The following is a 16,984-nucleotide window of genomic DNA, read 5'->3' on the forward strand; positions in this document are numbered from 1 at the left end:
CGTAATCCTCGTCAACCGGAGCACACCAAATTCATGGATTTCAACAAAACACGGTACATCCCCATGAGCCGTCGGCGTCGCATTTATGAAGGCAAGGCAAAGGTTCTCTATGAAGGCCCGGAGCCCGGTACCCTGATCCAGCACTTCAAGGACGACGCCACCGCGTTCAATGCCAAAAAGCATCAGGTGATCGAGGGCAAGGGTGTCCTCAACAACCGGATCTCGGAGTACCTGTTTCAGCACCTCAATGACATCGGGGTGCCGACCCATTTCATCCGCCGTCTCAATATGCGCGAGCAGTTGATTCGCGAGGTCGAGATCGTGCCGCTGGAGGTGGTGGTGCGGAACGTTGCCGCCGGCTCGCTGTCGCAGCGCCTCGGCATCGAGGAGGGCACGCAGCTGCCGCGCTCGATCATCGAATTCTACTACAAGAACGACCAGCTCAACGACCCCATGGTGTCGGAAGAGCACATCACTGCCTTCGGCTGGGCGACGCCGCAGGAAATCGACGACATCATGGCGCTCGCCATCCGCGTCAACGATTTCCTCACCGGCCTCTTCCTCGGCATCGGCATCCGCCTCGTCGACTTCAAGATGGAGTGCGGGCGCCTGTTCGAGAACGAGATGATGCGGATCATCGTTGCCGACGAGATCTCGCCGGATAGCTGCCGTCTGTGGGACATCAAGTCGAACGAGAAGCTCGACAAGGACCGTTTCCGCAGGGATCTCGGCGGCCTGCTCGAGGCCTATACCGAAGTTGCAAAACGTCTCGGCATCCTCATGGAGAACGAGCGTCCGGCGGGCTCCGGCCCGGTGCTGGTGAAGAGCTGAGAGAGGATTTGACGTGAAGGCACGTGTTACCGTTACCCTGAAGACGGGCATCCTCGATCCGCAGGGCAAGGCCATCGAAGGCGCGCTGAAGTCGCTCGGCGTCGACGGCGTCGCCAGCGTTCGCCAGGGCAAGGTGTTCGACATCGAGCTCGCCGGCGCCGACAAGGCCAAGGCGGAGGCGGCTCTGAAGGAAGCGGCCGACAAGCTGCTGGCGAATACCGTGATCGAGAATTATCGGGTCGAACTGATCGGCTAAAGCGCGATGAGATTTGGATGAATCGTCATCGCGCTTTAGCTTGTTGTTTACGCATGATCTTTCCGGAAAACCGCTTCGCACTTTTCCGGATCATGCTTTAGGCCGGACTTGGTCGTAGCCCGGATTGCGCTGCGCTCAACCCGGGGTACGAAGTTATTGCCGAGCGGCTTTCGCAGCTCACAGCCATCCGGCGCGCCGAAAACGCCAGTAGAGCGCGCCGCACGCCGTCAGCATCACGCCGAGCAGAATGTAATAGCCGTACTCCCATTGCAGCTCCGGCATGTGCTTGAAGTTCATGCCGTAAATGCCGGCGAGTGCGGTCGGGATGGCGGTGATCGCGAGCCAGGAGGCGAGCTTCTTGGACACCGCGGTCTCGTGGGCCTGGCCGACCAGCAGGCTCGCCTCGAAGGCGAAGGCCAGCACCTCGCGCATGGAATCGATGCGCTCCTGGATGTTGCGGACATGGTCGGTGACGTCGCGGAACAGGGGCTGCATCGTCGCGCGCACCATCGACAGCTCATCGTGCTCGAGACGGCGGCAGACCTCCACCAGCGGCCCGATTGCGTTGCGGAGCCGCAACAGGTCACGCCGCAGCATGTAGAGCCGCTCGATCTGGGTCTTGGTGATCGCATGCGTGAGCACGTCGTCCTCGATCTCCTCGATCTCCTCGTGAATGCTTTCCAGCACGGGCGAGTAATTGTCGACGATGAAATCGAGGATGGCGTAGAGGATGTAGTCCTCGCCGCGCGCGAGCGCGCGCGGGCAGCTCTCGCAGCGTTCGCGCACCGGCGCGTAAGAGGTCGAGGCGCCGTGGCGCACCGAGACCAGATAGCCGTCGCCGACGAAGATGTGGGTCTCGCCGAAGGCGATCCGGCCCTCGATCAATTGCGCCGTGCGCGCGACGATGAACAGCGCCTCACCATATTGCTCGATCTTGGGCCGCTGATGGGCGTGGTTGGCGTCCTCGATGGCGAGCTCGTGCAGGTCGAACTGCTTCTGCACCGCGCCGAGCAGCGCCATGTCAGGCTCGTGCAGCCCGATCCAGACCACGTGGCCGGGCTTGGCCCGCCAGCTCGAGGCCTCGCTGATGGCGATGTTGGCGATGCGGCGGCCATCGACATAGGCGCCGGCGGCGACGACGCCCTCGGTGGACACCGGTTCGGAACGGGATGTGGACAGCGACGCGACGTTCATGACTTCAATCCCGGGCAATTCGAGCGGCCAAATCCGACCGGCTATGGCCTGTGTACAAAGGCGTTCCGCAACGCTAGCACTGGTAAAATTCCCGTCAAATGGTTATGTCTCTTCACGAATTGGCCCTTTGGCCAGCCCGATTCCCACCACCATCGGAACCCTGCCATGAAAGCCGCCATCCTCGTCTTTCCCGGAATCAACCGCGAGCGCGACATGGCGCGCGCATTGAGGCTGATCTCCGGCAGTGAGCCGGCGATGGTCTGGCACGCCGAGACGTCATTGCCGCCGGGCACAGATCTCGTGGTCGTGCCCGGCGGCTTCTCCTATGGCGACTATCTGCGCTGCGGCGCTATCGCCGCGCGGGCGCCGGTGATGGATGCGGTGCGCGACTATGCGGCCAAGGGCGGGCTCGTGCTCGGTGTCTGCAACGGTTTCCAGATCCTCTGCGAATCCGGCCTTCTGCCGGGCGTGCTGATGCGCAATGCGCGGCTGAAGTTTATCTGCAGGGATGTGCATCTGCGCGTCGAGCGGTCCGATACCCCGTTCACCCGCGGTTACAACGCCGGCCAGGTGATCCGGGTACCGGTCGCCCATGGCGAGGGCAATTACGAGGCGGACGAGGAGACCATCAAGCGGCTCGAAGGCGAGGGGCGCGTGCTCTATCGCTATTGCTCCGCCGATGGCGTGGTCGATGAGGCCGCCAACATCAACGGCGCGGCGCATTCCATCGCCGGCATCATCAACGACAAGGGCAACGTGCTCGGCATGATGCCGCATCCCGAGAACCACGTCGAAGACATCATGGGGTGCACTGATGGCCGCGGCCTGTTCGCCGGCCTCGCCCAGCATCTGGAAAAAGCGGCGTGATCTCGCTTGTGGTGAAGCGTGCTCTCGCCGCGATCGCGATGCTGGCGTTCGCGACATTTTCGATCGCGACTTGCGCATCCGCCCAGGATTATCCCAAGCGCCCGATCACCATGATCGTGCCGTTCGCGGCCGGCGGCACCTCGGACGTGATCGCGCGCGCGGTCGCCGAGCAGATGGGCATTGCGCTCGGCCAGACCATCGTGATCGAGAACGTTGCAGGTGCCGGCGGCTCGACCGCACTGGCGCGTGCCTCCCGCGCCGAGCCCGACGGCTATACCATCGCGATCGGCAACGCCGGCACCAATGCGGCGACCTATACGATTTATCCAAAATTGCCGTTCACGCCGGAATCCTTCGTTCCGATCGCCATGGTGGCGAAGACCTTCGGCATCATCGCGCTGCGCAAGGACTTTCCGGCAAAGGACCTCAACGAGTTCATCGCCTACGCCAAGGCCAATCCCGGCAAGATCAATCTCGGCCATGCCGGCGTCGGCTCCTCCAACTATCTGATCTGCAAGAGCTTCGTCAGCGCCGCCGGGATCGACGCGACGCTGGTCGGGTATCGCGGCGCCGCGCCCGCACTCACCGATGCCGTCGGCAGCCAGATCGACGGCGTCTGCGATGCGGCCGCCTCGGTCTCGCAGGCGATCAACGAGAAGTTGGTGAAGGGGCTGGTGGTCGGCTCGACCGTTCGCCTCGCCACGTTGCCGGAGCTGCCGACCTCGGCGGAAGCGGGCCTGCCCGAGTTCGAGGCACAGGGCTGGAACGGCCTGTTCGCGCCCAAGGGCACGCCGCCGGCCGTGATCGCCAAGCTGAATGCCGCGGCGCGCACGGCTGTGGAAACCGACGCGGTGAAGAAGCGATTTGCCGATCTGTCGACTGTCGCACCTGACGACAACGAGCATACGCCGGAGTTGCTGCAGCAGCTCGTCACGCGCGACGTCGAGAAGTACCGGAAGATGCTGGCGGACGACGCCAAGCAATAGCTGTGTTTGGACGTCGTCTTCAACGAGCTGCTGATCCAGATGCGCCGCACGCCATATCTGCGCAAGGCCCAGCCGAATGGCTATCGATCGCGGAGAAGCCGATTTCGTGGTGAGTGGAGCGGGTTCCTCGCCTCTCCCCGGCGGGGAGAGGTGAACCGAGCTATCTGCTCGCATCGATGCAACCAAATCTCATTCCACTACCGCAGCTTCAGCTTCTCCGCCGGCACTGTCATGGCCGCAACGCCAGCCATGACCAACAACAACCCCAGCGCCAGGTTCGACGGCACGCTCTCGCCGAGCAGCAGCACGGAGAGGCCGACGCCGATCGGGATGCGCAAATAGCCTTGCGCGTTGGTGGTCAGCGTGCCGAGCCGGCCGAGGCAGACGTAGAACAGCATCAGGCCTAGCGCGCTCGACACGATGCCCATGACGATGGTGGCGATGATGGCCGTCGGCGTCGGATGCAAAGTCCAGGGCTGGTCGATGATCAGCGAGGGAGGCAGCAGCACGAGGCCGCCGAACAGCAGGGAGCCGGCCGCAACCACCATCGGGTCGTACTCGGACAGCCTGAGGCCGAAGATGGTCGCGCAGGCAAAGGAGACGGTGGCGAGGAGGATTGCGATCTCTGCCACGATCTCGCTACCGAAGCCGCGCAGCGCATCGAGGCCGACAAGGGCGAGGGTGCCGGCGAGGCCGAGGATCGCGCCAACGAGCTTCAACAGCGTCGCCGGCTCGTGCCGCGTGATCAGGGAGGTGATCAGGAAGGCGAAGATCGGCGTCGTCGAGGCCAGCACCACCGTATTCGAGGCCGGCACATATTGCTGCGACCAGGTGATGATCAGGAACGGGAAGGTCGAGTTGATCAATTGCTGGGTCGCGAACAGCTTCCAGGCCTTCGCGTCGGTCGGGATCCTGACCCCGCGCATCCACAGGATGGCGAACAGGAAGGCGGCCGCGATCAGCGAGCGTGCCGAGATGAAGGTGATGGGTGGGATCGTATCCAACGCCAGCTTGGCCAGCGGATAGGTCGAGCTCCAGCAGCAGGCCAGCGCGAGCAGCAGTGCATAGTCGCGCCAGTTGCGCGCGCCGGTGGCGGCGATCGACGGCAACGGCGCTGATCCGGACGCCGTCATGCGACTCGCCTCGGATGTGCTCTGCGGCACCTTATCTCTGCTCCCCGGCGCGAAAGCGCTTAGGGCAACTGTGGGCGAGGGGGCGGCAAAAAGGAAGGTGCCGAGCTATGCGTTTGGCTGAGGTTGCGCCTTCCGCTTCACCCGCTTGATCGTGCCGGAAAAGGTGAACAGCTGCCTGTCGCCGGACATCATCCTGCCACGCATAAAAATCAGCGAACCGCCGGCCCGGCTGACCTCGCCGGTGCATTCGACCAGCTCACCCTCCCGGGCCGCGTCGAGAAATTCACAGGCAAAATTGGTTGTCACGGCCCGTCCATCCAGGACGTGGGTGGCGATCGCAAACAAGGAATAGTCCGCAAAGGCCATGTAGCAGCCGCCATGGACGTTGCCGGAGCCATTGAGGTGCTTCTTCTCGACCCGGAAGGCGCAGCGGACGCTGCCGTCCGGCTCGATCCGGTGCCAGAAGGGTCCGACATGGGACTCAAAACTGTCGCGAATCCAGGTCCGCCAGCCCTTGAATTCCCCCTCTGTCGCGACATGGAGGTCGGGGCGGCGGGGCGGGGGCGCTTTGGTCAATTCGTGCAAGGAAATAGGCCTTCAATTGCGGGTCTTTAGCCCTTAAATCCGATCCGTTCGCGCCGTGCAATTCCCGTTCCCGCGGGGCCCCCGGCGCAAAACGTGGGACAGCGGGAAAATGCGTCATAAAGGGCTTTTCGTGAGCCCCCGATGTTCCTAAGAACGGCCAACCGCCGCCGAAAGCCTCGAATCCATGAAGAATGAACCCAAGATCACCCCCGAACTGGTTGCCGCCCACGGGCTCAAGCCCGACGAGTATGAGCGCATCCTGAAGCTGATCGGGCGGGAGCCGACCTTCACCGAGCTCGGCATCTTCTCGGCGATGTGGAACGAGCACTGCTCGTACAAGTCCTCGCGCATCCATTTGCGCGGCCTGCCGACCAAAGCGCCTTGGGTGATCCAGGGCCCCGGCGAGAACGCCGGCGTGATCGACATCGGCGATGGTCAGGCCGTGGTCTTCAAGATGGAGAGCCATAACCACCCGAGCTACATCGAGCCCTATCAGGGTGCGACCACCGGTGTCGGCGGCATCCTGCGCGACGTCTTCACCATGGGCGCGCGCCCCATTGCCTGCCTCAATGCGCTCAGCTTCGGCGCACCCGAGCACCCGAAGACGCGGCATCTCGTCTCCGGCGTCGTGGCGGGCGTCGGCGGCTACGGCAATTCCTTCGGCGTGCCGACCGTGGGTGGCCAGGTGCGCTTTCACACCCGCTACGACGGCAACATCCTGGTCAATGCCATGGCTGTCGGCCTCGCCGACGCCGACAAGATTTTCTATGCGGCCGCCTCAGGCGTGAACATGCCGATCGTCTATCTCGGCTCCAAGACCGGCCGCGACGGCATCCATGGCGCCTCGATGGCCTCGGCCGAGTTCGACGACAAGTCCGAGGAGAAGCGCCCGACCGTGCAGGTCGGCGATCCCTTCGCCGAGAAGCTGCTGCTCGAGGCCTGTCTCGAGATCATGGAGAAGGGCTGCGTCATCGCGATCCAGGACATGGGCGCAGCGGGCCTGACCTGCTCGGCGGTGGAGATGGGCGCCAAGGGCGATCTCGGCGTCGACCTCGATCTCGATGCGGTGCCGACCCGCGAGACCGGCATGAGCGCCTACGAGATGATGCTCTCGGAGAGCCAGGAGCGCATGCTCATGGTGCTCAAGCCCGAGAAGGAGAAGGAAGCCGAGGCGATCTTCACCAAGTGGGGCCTCGATTTCGCGGTGGTCGGCTACACCACGTCGAGCAAGCGCTTCGTGGTCAAGCATGGCGGCGACGTCATGGCCGACCTGCCCATCAAGGAGCTCGGCGACGAGGCTCCGGTCTATGACCGGCCGCATGTCCCCTCCGCCGCGCTGCCGATCGTGCATGCCCGCGACGTGCCGACACCGATGACGCTTGGTGCCGCGCTCGAGAAGCTGATCGGCACGCCCGACATGTGCTCCAAGCGCTGGGTCTGGGAGCAGTACGACCACGTCATCCTCGGCAACACCATGCAGCGCCCCGGCGGCGATGCCGCCGTCGTGCGCGTACAGGACGGGCCGAAGGGCCTCGCGCTGACCGTCGACGTCACGCCGCGCTATTGCGAGGCCGATCCGTTCGAGGGCGGCAAGCAGGCCGTCGCCGAAGCCTGGCGCAACATCACCGCGGTCGGCGGCAAGCCGCTCGCGATCACCGACAATCTCAACTTCGGCAATCCTGAAAGGCCCGAGATCATGGGCCAGTTCGTCGGCTGTCTGAAGGGCATCTCGGAAGCCTGCCGCACGCTCGATTTCCCGGTCGTGTCCGGAAACGTCTCGCTCTACAACGAGACCAATGGCCGCGCGATCCTGCCGACGCCCTCGATCGGCGGCGTTGGTCTGCTCGACGATTTCACCAAGTCTGCTTCGCTCGCCTTCAAGGCCGAAGGCGAGGCGATCCTGCTGGTCGGTGAGACCCATGGCTGGCTCGGCCAGTCGGTTTACCTGCGCGACATCTGCGGCCGCGAGGAGGGCGCGCCGCCGCCGGTCGATCTCGCCGCCGAAAAACGCAACGGCGATTGCGTGCGCGGCATGATCCATGCGGGCACCGCGACCGCCGTGCACGACCTCTCCGACGGCGGTCTGCTGATCGCGCTCGCCGAGATGGCGATGGCGAGCGGCATCGGCGCCAAACTGCTGGCGGCGCCGAGTGCGCTGGTGCCGCAAGCCTATTGGTTCGGCGAGGACCAGGCGCGCTATCTCGTCACCGTTCCGGAAACGGAAGCCGGCCGCGTGCTCGCCAAGATGCGCGGCTGCGAGGTGCCGTGCGTGCGGATCGGCACCACCGGCGGCGATGCGATTGCGATCGCAGGCGAGGCGCCTGTTGCGATCGACGTGCTGCGGGCCTCGTTCGAGCGTTGGCTGCCGGAGTATATGGGCGGAAAGGCGGCGTGAGGCGCTGCCACGACCTCCGTCATTGCGAGCCAACGGGTCCGCGCGAAGCGCGGCCCGATGACAGGCTTTGCGAAGCAATCCAGGCTGTCTCCTCGGCGGCAGTCTGGATTTGCTTCGTCGCAAGGGCTCCTCGCAATGACGAGTGGAGAGGCCTGGCCTCACAACACCTGCGACGCGCCCGGGATCTGCCGCAACGCTCGCGTCAGCGCCCAGCTCGCCGCGACAGTCAGTACAAACCCGATCGTGGCCTTGACGATCGCCGGCAGGTCATAGTCGAACAGCCAGTATTGCAGCCACAGTGCGATCGGATAGTGCACCAGGAACATGCCGAACGCGTCGCCCTGCATTGGATCGAGCAGCCTGGCTGAGCCTGATTGCTTGAACCTCTGGAAAAAGGCCAGGATCAGAAACATGATGGCCACGCTGAAGACAGTGAAGCAGATGGCATAGAGCGCTTCATACCAGTCCGGTAACGGCGACGGGTTGCCCAGTATTTCGCGCTTGATGAAGATCAGCCCCCACAACAGGCAATACGGAACGATCGCCAGTACCATCCAGTCCCAACTGACCTTTGCCATGCGGCCGTCGACAGCGAGCAGCCCGCGATCCATTTGCGCAACGCCGATGCCGGCACCGAAAAAGAAGTAGGTCGCGTAGAGCATCACGCGCCCGTGCTGGACCGAGAATGGCCCGAACTCGAACCAACTGCTTGGTCCGAAGTGAACCCGCCCGGGAATGTAGAACGCCGCGGTGACGGCTAGCATGACCGCGAAGAACACGGCGGGACGACGGCGACCATGTAGCGAAAGGCGATTGATCGGATCGAGCAGATTGGGTGACAGCCGGTGCAGCAGGCAGGCAACCAGGTCGAAGGCGAACAAGACCCAAAGGAACCAAATCGGCCCGCTCGGCCACGGGCCCTTCGTGACCATATTCCACCAGAATTCCGAAAAGCCGATCTCGGGATGCTGCCGCAGGGAGATCGCGTAGTAGGCGAGCGGAATGACCGTAAGGGCACAGACCGCGAAGGGTAAGCCAAGCCGCAGCAGGCGATCTGCCAAATAGCTCCGCGCTCCCTTCCGGGCGATGCCAGACCAGGCGAACAGTCCCGACAGGAAGAAGAACATCGCCATGAAGAAACTGTCGGTGGCGAGCACGATCATGTCGAAGCCGAAGAAATACTTCGGATCGGTATGACCGAAATAAGTATAGGGGATCACCGCGTGATGCAGCAGCACCACCAGAGTCAGGAAGGTGCGGGCGCGATCAATCGCCAAATTGCGCGCCTTGCTCTTCGGCGCGGCATGCACCTCTGCGCCGATCGTCGCTGAATGTGACATCGTCATCGTGGCCGCCCCGATCCTGATCCCGGCTGGACTGTGCCGCCGGGAACTCGATTCAGCAAGGACAGTTTATTTGGAAGGGTCAGCCCCGACGACCTCTAGGAACCAGTTCCGCGCAGCGAAGTTAGCATCCGCCGAAAACGGCGAGGGCCGCAAGAAAGCGGCAGTTCGGAGCTGGTGATGACCATCCTGAAATGGGCGCTGATCTTCCTACTTGTCTCGATCGTGGCCGGCGTGCTCGGCTTTACCGGCATCTCGGCCGCCTCCGCCGACATCGCCCGCTTCCTGTTCTACGTCTTCGTCGTGATCTTCCTGGTGTTGCTGATCCTGGGGCTCACGATCTTCAGGGCGTAGCGCCGTCGTCATTCCGGGGCGATGCGAAGCATCGAACCCGGAATCTCGAGTTTCCGGGTTCGGTCCTGCGGACCGCCCGGAATGACCATCACCAGAACTACCCCACTTCCTCGATCTTCACCTTGTCCGGATAGAAGGCGAGATGGCCGGAAATCTCGGTCATCGCGGGGAAGGGCGTCTCGTAGGTCCAGATCGCGTTGTCCAACGTCTTGCCGTCGGCCTTGACGCTGTAATAGTTCGCGTCGCCCTTGTACGGGCAGTGGGTGATGCGGTCGGTACGCTCCAGCAGGGCCATGTTGGTGTCCTCTCGCGGCACATATTGCACCGCCGGATATTTGGCCTCCTTTAGGGTCAGCGCCTTGCTGGTCTCGGCGATCACGATGTCACCCGCCGTGACGCGGACGCGCCGGGGATTTGGGGTGATGGTGATGGGGTGGTCGGGCCCTGGAAGCTTCATGATTTCACGCCTTTTCGATCAATCTGCCGCGCACGGCACTTTGTCGTGCCTTTCTCCTGGTGGGATCACGGATATAGTGTCGGAAGACGTGACCTAGAAGGCCGTTCACGCTAAGTTTGAGCCTGCCGGCGAGGGGACCACTGGCCGTGATTCGAACGCTTAGACCAGAAGGAGCAAGACCCGAATGCCCATGGACGCCCACGATATCGAGGCGATGATCAAGGCAGCGATCCCCGATGCCGAGGTGACCATCCGTGACCTCGCCGGCGACGGCGATCACTATGCCGCGACCGTGATCTCGGAATCCTTCCGCGGCAAGTCGCGCGTCCAGCAGCACCAGATCGTCTACCAGTCCCTGCGCGGCCAGATGGGCGGCGTCCTGCACGCGCTGGCGCTGCAAACCGGTGTACCCGGCAGCTGACCTGATCGCGCCACGGGGACGATGATGGCTGCGGACAACCCGCGCGGCGCGATGTTTCGCGTCATCGTGCCGAACCAGCACAGCCGCGTCACCTTTGTCGAGCTGTTCTTCGACCTCGTCTTCGTCTTTGCCGTCACGCAAATCTCGCACACGTTGCTGCACCATTTCACGCCGCTCGGCGCGGTGCATGTCGTGGTGCTCTTTCTCGCGGTGTGGTGGGTGTGGGTCTACACCGCCTGGGTCACCAACTGGCTCAATCCCGAGCTGACGCCGGTCCGCCTCCTGCTCTTTGCGATGATGCTGGGTGGTCTCGTGCTGTCGACGACGATCCCGACCGCCTTCGAGGGGCGCGGCCTGTGGTTTGCCAATGCCTATGCGACCATGCAGGTCGGACGTACCGCGTTCTGGCTGTTCGCAACGCCGCGGCATCGAACGGCCGTGCGGCACAACGCGATCCGCATCCTGACCTGGCTGTCGATCTCAGCGGTGCTGTGGATCGCAGGCGGTCTGTCCGAGGGCGACACGCGGCTATGGCTGTGGATCGCGGCGGTGACCTGGGAATACATCTCGCCGGCGGCACGCTTCTGGGTCCCGAAGCTTGGATTCTCCTCGGTCGAGGCGTGGGCCGTCGAAGGCGGCCACATGGCCGAGCGCTGCGCGCTGTTCGTCATCATCGCGCTCGGTGAAGCCATCGTCGTCAACGGCGCGACCTTCGCTGAACTGGAGTGGACCGCGGGCAATATTCTCGCTTTCGTCGCGGCGCTGGTCGGCGCCATCGCGATGTGGTGGATCTATTTCCACAAGGGCGCGGAGGCGGGCTCCGGGCGGATCTCCAAGTCAGCCGAATCCGGCCGCCTGGCGCGGCTCGCCTACACCTATCTGCACATGCCGATCGTCGCCGGCATCATCCTGACCGCGGTCTCGGACGAGCTCGTGCTGAAGCATCCGACCGGCCATTCCGACATCCGCACGGTCGTGAGCACGATCGGCGGCCCGCTGGTGTTCCTGGTCGGCACCATCCTGTTCAAGCACACGATCCGCGGCTTCCTGCAGCTCTCGCACGGCATCGGCATCATCCTGCTGCTGGCGCTGTGGTGGTTCGCCGCCGATCTGTCGCCGCTCTGGCTGTCGGTCGCAACGACCGTGATCATGATCGTCGTGGCGGTGTGGGAGTCGGTGTCACTGGGGTCGGTGGCGGAAGGGGCCGAGGAGCATTGACTCTTGAGCGGCCTCTGAGCAAGCGCCTCGTCCTTCGAGACGACCGCGGAGCGGTCTCCTCAGGGCGAGGCTAACGGGACGTGGTGCTCCTTGATACTGCTGCCGCGCACTCCGTCCTCATCCTGAGGAGCCCGCCAAGCGCGGGCGTCTCGAAGGATGTCTCGGAGCGCTCACTCAGCGACTTCCAGCGCGTGCACCGAGAACATTTTGGCTGCATCCGTCCAGCTTTCGCGCACGCGCCAACCCGCGCCCTGCGCCAGCGCGGCGAAGCGCTCGAGGCTGTATTTGTAGCTGTTCTCGGTGTGGATGCTCTCGCCGGGGCGGAACGAGAAGCTGGTGCCGAGCAGGCGCACGGTCTGGCTCTTCCTGCTGATCAGGTGCATCTCGATGCGGTGCCGCTCGCGATTGTAGATCGCGCGATGAGTGAAGGCGGAGAGATCGAAATTGCCGCCGAGCTCACGGTTGATGCGCACCAGCACATTGAGGTTGAAGCGCGCGGTGACGCCGGCGGAATCGTTGTAGGCGTCGTGCAGCACGCGCTCGTTCTTCTCGAGATCGGCGCCGATGATCATCTGCGCGCCCGGGCCGAGGATCTCGCGGGCGCTCTTCAGGAAGGCCTGCGCTTCCTGCGGCTCGAAATTGCCGATGGTGGAGCCCGGGAAGAAGCCGACCTTCAGCATGGACGCGACCTGCTTGGGCAACTCGAATGGCGCGGTGAAGTCGGCGGCCACTGGATAGATGCCGAGTGAGGGAAAATCCCGCTTCAGCCCGTTCGCCTGCGCCGCCAGGAAGTCGCCCGAGATGTCGACGGGCACGTAGGCTGCGAATTTGCACTGACCCAGCAGCAGGCGGACCTTCGTTGTTGCACCCGCGCCGAACTCGACCAGTGCCGCGTGCTCCGGAATGATTTTTGCGATCTCGCTGCCGCGCTCCTTCAGGATCGATAGCTCGGTGCGCGTCGGGTAATATTCCGGCAGGTGCGTGATCGCCTCGAACAATTCCGATCCCGTCGCGTCGTAGAAATATTTCGGCGACAGTTTTTTCGGCTGGCGCGAGAGGTCCTCGATGGCCTCGCGGGCAAAGGCAGTGGTCTGCTCGTCGGGGAGATGGGCCTCGGCCAGAGCGCTGGCGTGCACATTCATGATGCTCTCCTGAACGCGCTGTCCGGCGCGCATTTGTCGTCGGATGAGAACTAGTCGTAATAGGCGAGCCGCACTCCGCTGAACTGCCAGCGGTGGTGCGGATAGAAGAAATTACGATAGGTGATACGGCTGTGGCCTTGCGGAGTTGCAAGCGAGGAGCCGCGCAGCACCAGCTGGTTGACCATGAACTTGCCGTTGTACTCGCCGAGCGCGCCTTCGACGGCGCGGTAGCCGGGGTAGGGTGAGTAAGAACTGCGGGTCCATTGCCAGACGATGCCGAAGGCGTCGTTGAGCTGGCCAGCGCGGGCCGCGACCTCCCATTCCATCTCGGTCGGCAGGTGTTTGCCGGACCAGCGCGCGAACGCGTCGGCCTCATAGTAGCTGACATGGCAGACCGGCGCGTCGGGATCGACCGGCTTGAGGCCCGCGAGCGTCATCACCTGCCATGCACCATCGACTTCGCGCCAGTAGCCCGGGGCCTGCCAGTCTTCCTTGCTGGCCGCGGCAAAGCCGTCCATCAGCCAGAGGGTTGCGGTCCGGTAGCCGCCATCCTGCATGAAGTCGAGCCACTCGGCATTGGTGACCAGATTGCGGGCGATCTTGACCGGACCGACGAGGGCGCGGTGCGCCGGCTTCTCATTGTCGAAATGGAAGCCGTCGTCGACATGGCCGACGGTGTGTATGCCTTCGTTGAGCGTCAGCCAGTCATCGCCGCTGCGCGTTGCGGCCGGGAAGCGCCAGTCCGGGTCATAGGACGGGTAGATCGGGTTCTGCGCAAAGGCATGCAGGATGTCGGTGAGCATCAATTCTTGATGCTGCTGCTCGTGGTTGAGTCCGACCTCGACCAGAGGCGCCAAGGCCCGGAGCTTGTCCGCGCTCGCTTCGCGGAAGAATTTGACGACGGCAGCATCGACATATCTGCGGTAGGCGCCGACCTCGTCCGCGCTGGGACGGGTGATGTCGCCGCGATGATTGCGGGCATGTCGCGGGCCGGCGCTGACGTAATAGGAATTGAACAGGAACGCGAAATCGGGGTGGAAGGGCCGGTAGCCCACGGCGTGCTCGCCGAGCAGGAATTGCTCCCAGAACCAGGTGGTATGGGCCCGGTGCCATTTGGTGGGGCTGGCATCGGGCATGGACTGGATCTGCTGGTCCTCCGGCGACAGCGGCGCTGCCCGCCTTTCGGTCTCATTGCGGACGGCGAGAAAGGCGTCCCCAAGCCGCTGGGCGAGGTTGCCCGGGTCCGAGGACCGTGACGAAAGCGGGGGGGCGGCCGTAGCGGAGGCTGGTTTCGTCACGTTTTTCTCCAGACAGGACAAGAGAACGTCGTTGGCGTTGCCCGGTTCCAAAACCAAGGTTCGTCCTAAATAGGGGCTCCGTTACGGTATGAAAGTCCTCTCCGGCGATGATATTGATGTCATCAGCCTATGGACCTGTTGGGCGCTGCACCGCCGCCAGGGGCCCGTCGCCGCCATTTTACTTTGGATGCACAACGGTTTGGGCTACATATATGGCAGGTATCGGGTTAAAACGGCTGAGCCGGCCCGAAGCAATTGGTGAGGGCTCTGCCCCAGAAGGACACGGATATGAGCATCGCGGAATTCATCGACAATGAAGTGAAGTCGAACGACGTGGTTCTTTTCATGAAGGGTACGCCGCAATTTCCGCAGTGCGGTTTCTCCGGCCAGGTCGTCCAGATCCTCGACCATATCGGTGTCGGCTATAAGGGCCTCAACGTCCTGGAATCCGCCGAGTTGCGCAACGGTATCAAGGAATACTCGAACTGGCCGACCATCCCGCAGCTCTACGTGAAGGGCGAATTCATCGGCGGTTGCGACATCGTCCGCGAGATGTTCCAGGCCGGCGAGTTGCAGCAGCTCTTCTCCGAAAAGGGCGTCGCCGTCGCGGCCTGACACGTGACCCTGCCGACGCGCCGGATTGGCAGCGCCGAGCTTGAGGTTATCGTTGCTGACATCACGACACTCGGCGTTGACGCCATCGTCAACGCCGCAAACAGGTCACTCCTCGGCGGGGGCGGCGTCGATGGTGCGATCCATCGGGCGGCCGGGCCCCAGCTTCTCGTTGAATGCCGCATGCTCCACGGCTGCAAGACCGGCGACGCCAAGATCACCAAGGGGTACCGACTCAAGGCCGCCCATGTGATCCACACCGTCGGGCCGGTCTGGAACGGAGGCACCCAGGGCGAGGACGACCTGCTTGCCTCTTGCTATCGACGGTCGATGGAGCTGTGCGGCAAGCACAAGCTGACCTCGGTGGCCTTCCCCGCGATCTCGACCGGCATTTATCGCTTTCCTGCCGCCCGGGCGGCCGATATCGCCGTGCGCACGACGATCGAAGGGCTCGCTTTAGCGCCAACCGTCGCTTGCGTGGTGTTCTGCTGCTTCTCCGAACCGAGCGCCAAGCTCCATGCTGATGCGCTTGCGCGACACAGCGGACCTTGTGCCGATTGAGCTGGCCGGTACACTCCGCCGGATCATGTTCCGGGGAGGGCGTATGATTTCACGATCTGGACTGCGCGCGCTAGCCTGCGGCGCGCTGGTGTCGCTTGGCGCGATCTCGATGGCGCGGGCGGAGGGCACCTACGAGATTCCGGCCGGCGCGCATTTCAATCAGGAGAAGCTCGGCAGGATCACCGAGTTCTTCAAGAACGAGGTCGCGACCGGCAAGATCGCCGGTGCAAACGTGCTGATCCAGCAGCATGGCAAGCCGGTCTATCACGAAGTCTTCGGCGTCCAGGACGTGGTCAGCAAGGCCCCGATCACGGACAAGACGATCTTCCGCCTGTTCTCGATGACCAAGGCGATCACCTCGGTGGTCGCGATGCAATTGATCGAGGACGGCAAGATCAAGCTGGATGATCCCGTCTCGAAATACATTCCGTCCTTCGCCAATGTGAAGGTCGGTGTCGAGAAGAAGGCCGAAGACGGCGTCAAGTCGCTGGAGCTGGTGCCGCCAAAGCGGGCGATGACCGTGCACGATCTGATGACGCACACCTCGGGCATCACCTACGGCTTCTACGGCGACAGCCTGGTCCGCAAGGCCTATCGCGAGGCCAACATCTATGCCGGCGATTTCGATCTTGCCGAGTTCGCCGAACGCATCGCCAAGCTGCCGCTGCACAACCAGCCGGGCGCGCTCTGGCAATACGGCCACTCCACCGATGTGCTGGCACGTGTGATGGAGGTCGCCGCCGGCAAGCCGCTGATCGACATCATGCGCGAGAAGCTGCTCGATCCTCTCGGCATGGTCGATACCGGCTTTTTCGTCACGGACCCCGAGAAGCAGAAGCTTCTGGCGCAGCCGTTGCCGAACGACGCCGATTTCCGCGTCGGCCGGATCAACGACCCGACGGTGAGCAAGAAAATCCAGTTCGCCAGCGGCGGCATGGTGACGACCATGGCGGACTATCGGCGCTTTGCGCAGATGCTGCTCAATGGCGGCACTCTCGAGGGCAAGACCATTCTCAAGCCCGAGACGTTCAAGCTGATGGTGACCGATCAAGTCGGCCCCGGCTCCGGCGTCGATCGTGATTATTTCTACTTCCCCGGCGACGGTTTTGGTTTCGGCCTCGGGCTCGCGGTGCGCACCGATCCCGGCAACGCCAAGCCGCCGCCGCCCGGCGATCTCGGCGAGCTGAAATGGGATGGCGCCTCCGGCTGCTATTTCGTGATCGACCCCAAACAGGACATGTTCTTCGTGCTGCTGGAGCAGACCCCGACCGAGCGCCAGCGCGTGCAGCGAACATTGAAGCAGTTGGTTTATGAAGCCATGGAGAAATGAC

18 protein-coding genes are annotated in these 16,984 nt (G+C 63.4%); 11 read left to right on the top strand and 7 right to left on the bottom strand.

The window, feature by feature from the left end; genetic code table 11:
• Positions 1-63: 63 nt before the first annotated feature.
• On the top strand, positions 64-831 hold the full coding sequence (purC, locus tag P6U27_RS12980; RefSeq protein ID WP_008974302.1) for a phosphoribosylaminoimidazolesuccinocarboxamide synthase: 768 nt from the start codon (positions 64-66) through the stop codon (positions 829-831).
• 13 nt (positions 832-844) lie between these two features.
• Positions 845-1,087 (top strand): phosphoribosylformylglycinamidine synthase subunit PurS, encoded by a 243-nt coding sequence (gene purS, locus P6U27_RS12985; RefSeq protein WP_063682443.1) that lies wholly within the window; start codon positions 845-847, stop codon positions 1,085-1,087.
• A gap of 177 nt (positions 1,088-1,264) precedes the next feature.
• Here the strand turns inward: purS and P6U27_RS12990 are convergent, their stop codons facing one another.
• A complete protein-coding gene (locus P6U27_RS12990) occupies positions 1,265-2,281 on the bottom strand; it encodes a magnesium and cobalt transport protein CorA (protein WP_122402484.1) in 1,017 nt (338 codons plus the stop codon).
• Between the two features lie 165 nt (positions 2,282-2,446).
• Between P6U27_RS12990 and purQ the strand changes: the two genes are divergently transcribed.
• Entirely contained in the window at positions 2,447-3,148 is a 702-nt protein-coding gene (gene purQ / locus P6U27_RS12995; RefSeq protein WP_122402485.1) for a phosphoribosylformylglycinamidine synthase subunit PurQ, read from the top strand.
• Entirely contained in the window at positions 3,145-4,134 is a 990-nt protein-coding gene (locus P6U27_RS13000; protein ID WP_407194162.1) for a tripartite tricarboxylate transporter substrate binding protein BugD, read from the top strand. The genes purQ and P6U27_RS13000 overlap by 4 nt, the downstream gene beginning before the upstream one ends.
• Positions 4,135-4,331: 197 nt before the next feature.
• Here P6U27_RS13000 and P6U27_RS13005 read toward each other — a convergent pair whose 3' ends face one another.
• Together P6U27_RS13005 and P6U27_RS13010 are read right to left on the bottom strand one after the other, a co-directional pair.
• A complete protein-coding gene (locus tag P6U27_RS13005; RefSeq protein ID WP_122402487.1) occupies positions 4,332-5,297 on the bottom strand; it encodes a DMT family transporter in 966 nt (321 codons plus the stop codon).
• A gap of 75 nt (positions 5,298-5,372) precedes the next feature.
• The gene (locus P6U27_RS13010) at positions 5,373-5,852 is read right to left on the bottom strand and encodes a PaaI family thioesterase (RefSeq protein ID WP_407194163.1); all 480 of its coding nucleotides are present in this window, start codon (positions 5,850-5,852) and stop codon (positions 5,373-5,375) included.
• A 184-nt stretch (positions 5,853-6,036) separates the two neighbouring features.
• Between P6U27_RS13010 and purL the strand changes: the two genes are divergently transcribed.
• Complete coding sequence (gene purL / locus P6U27_RS13015; RefSeq protein ID WP_407194164.1) at positions 6,037-8,247, top strand: phosphoribosylformylglycinamidine synthase subunit PurL; 2,211 nt, start codon at positions 6,037-6,039, stop codon at positions 8,245-8,247.
• Positions 8,248-8,405: 158 nt separating this feature from the next.
• On the opposite strand, the gene P6U27_RS13020 is transcribed toward purL, so the two are convergent.
• Positions 8,406-9,593, bottom strand: a complete 1,188-nt coding sequence (locus tag P6U27_RS13020) for an acyltransferase (RefSeq protein WP_122402489.1) — start codon at positions 9,591-9,593, stop codon at positions 8,406-8,408.
• A 177-nt stretch (positions 9,594-9,770) separates the two neighbouring features.
• On the opposite strand from P6U27_RS13020, the gene P6U27_RS13025 reads away from it, so the two are divergent.
• On the top strand, positions 9,771-9,944 hold the full coding sequence (locus P6U27_RS13025) for a DUF1328 domain-containing protein (RefSeq protein WP_007612121.1): 174 nt from the start codon (positions 9,771-9,773) through the stop codon (positions 9,942-9,944).
• Between the two features lie 97 nt (positions 9,945-10,041).
• Here the strand turns inward: P6U27_RS13025 and P6U27_RS13030 are convergent, their stop codons facing one another.
• Entirely contained in the window at positions 10,042-10,401 is a 360-nt protein-coding gene (locus tag P6U27_RS13030; RefSeq protein ID WP_122402490.1) for a DUF427 domain-containing protein, read from the bottom strand.
• A gap of 184 nt (positions 10,402-10,585) precedes the next feature.
• Between P6U27_RS13030 and P6U27_RS13035 the strand changes: the two genes are divergently transcribed.
• A complete protein-coding gene (locus P6U27_RS13035; protein ID WP_027525381.1) occupies positions 10,586-10,822 on the top strand; it encodes a BolA family protein in 237 nt (78 codons plus the stop codon).
• 24 nt (positions 10,823-10,846) lie between these two features.
• The gene (locus P6U27_RS13040; RefSeq protein ID WP_407194165.1) at positions 10,847-12,040 is read left to right on the top strand and encodes a low temperature requirement protein A; all 1,194 of its coding nucleotides are present in this window, start codon (positions 10,847-10,849) and stop codon (positions 12,038-12,040) included.
• 170 nt (positions 12,041-12,210) lie between these two features.
• Here P6U27_RS13040 and egtD read toward each other — a convergent pair whose 3' ends face one another.
• Positions 12,211-13,182 carry an L-histidine N(alpha)-methyltransferase gene (gene egtD, locus P6U27_RS13045; RefSeq protein ID WP_162500214.1) on the bottom strand — a complete coding sequence of 324 codons (972 nt, stop codon included), beginning with the start codon at positions 13,180-13,182 and terminating at the stop codon, positions 12,211-12,213.
• 50 nt (positions 13,183-13,232) lie between these two features.
• Positions 13,233-14,531, bottom strand: coding sequence for an ergothioneine biosynthesis protein EgtB (gene egtB, locus P6U27_RS13050; protein WP_162500577.1), 1,299 nt, complete (start codon positions 14,529-14,531; stop codon positions 13,233-13,235).
• Between the two features lie 237 nt (positions 14,532-14,768).
• Here egtB and grxD point away from each other — a divergent pair, with 237 nt between their 5' ends.
• From grxD to P6U27_RS13065, 3 genes are read left to right on the top strand one after another with little or no spacing between them, the layout of a single operon-like run.
• On the top strand, positions 14,769-15,095 hold the full coding sequence (gene grxD, locus P6U27_RS13055) for a Grx4 family monothiol glutaredoxin (protein ID WP_122402493.1): 327 nt from the start codon (positions 14,769-14,771) through the stop codon (positions 15,093-15,095).
• 3 nt (positions 15,096-15,098) lie between these two features.
• A complete protein-coding gene (locus tag P6U27_RS13060) occupies positions 15,099-15,653 on the top strand; it encodes an O-acetyl-ADP-ribose deacetylase (protein ID WP_122402494.1) in 555 nt (184 codons plus the stop codon).
• A gap of 43 nt (positions 15,654-15,696) precedes the next feature.
• The gene (locus tag P6U27_RS13065) at positions 15,697-16,983 is read left to right on the top strand and encodes a serine hydrolase (RefSeq protein ID WP_162500215.1); all 1,287 of its coding nucleotides are present in this window, start codon (positions 15,697-15,699) and stop codon (positions 16,981-16,983) included.
• Position 16,984 lies beyond the last annotated feature (1 nt).

It is taken from the genome of Bradyrhizobium sp. STM 3566 (assembly GCF_045571445.1).
GTDB lineage: Bacteria > Pseudomonadota > Alphaproteobacteria > Rhizobiales > Xanthobacteraceae > Bradyrhizobium > Bradyrhizobium vignae.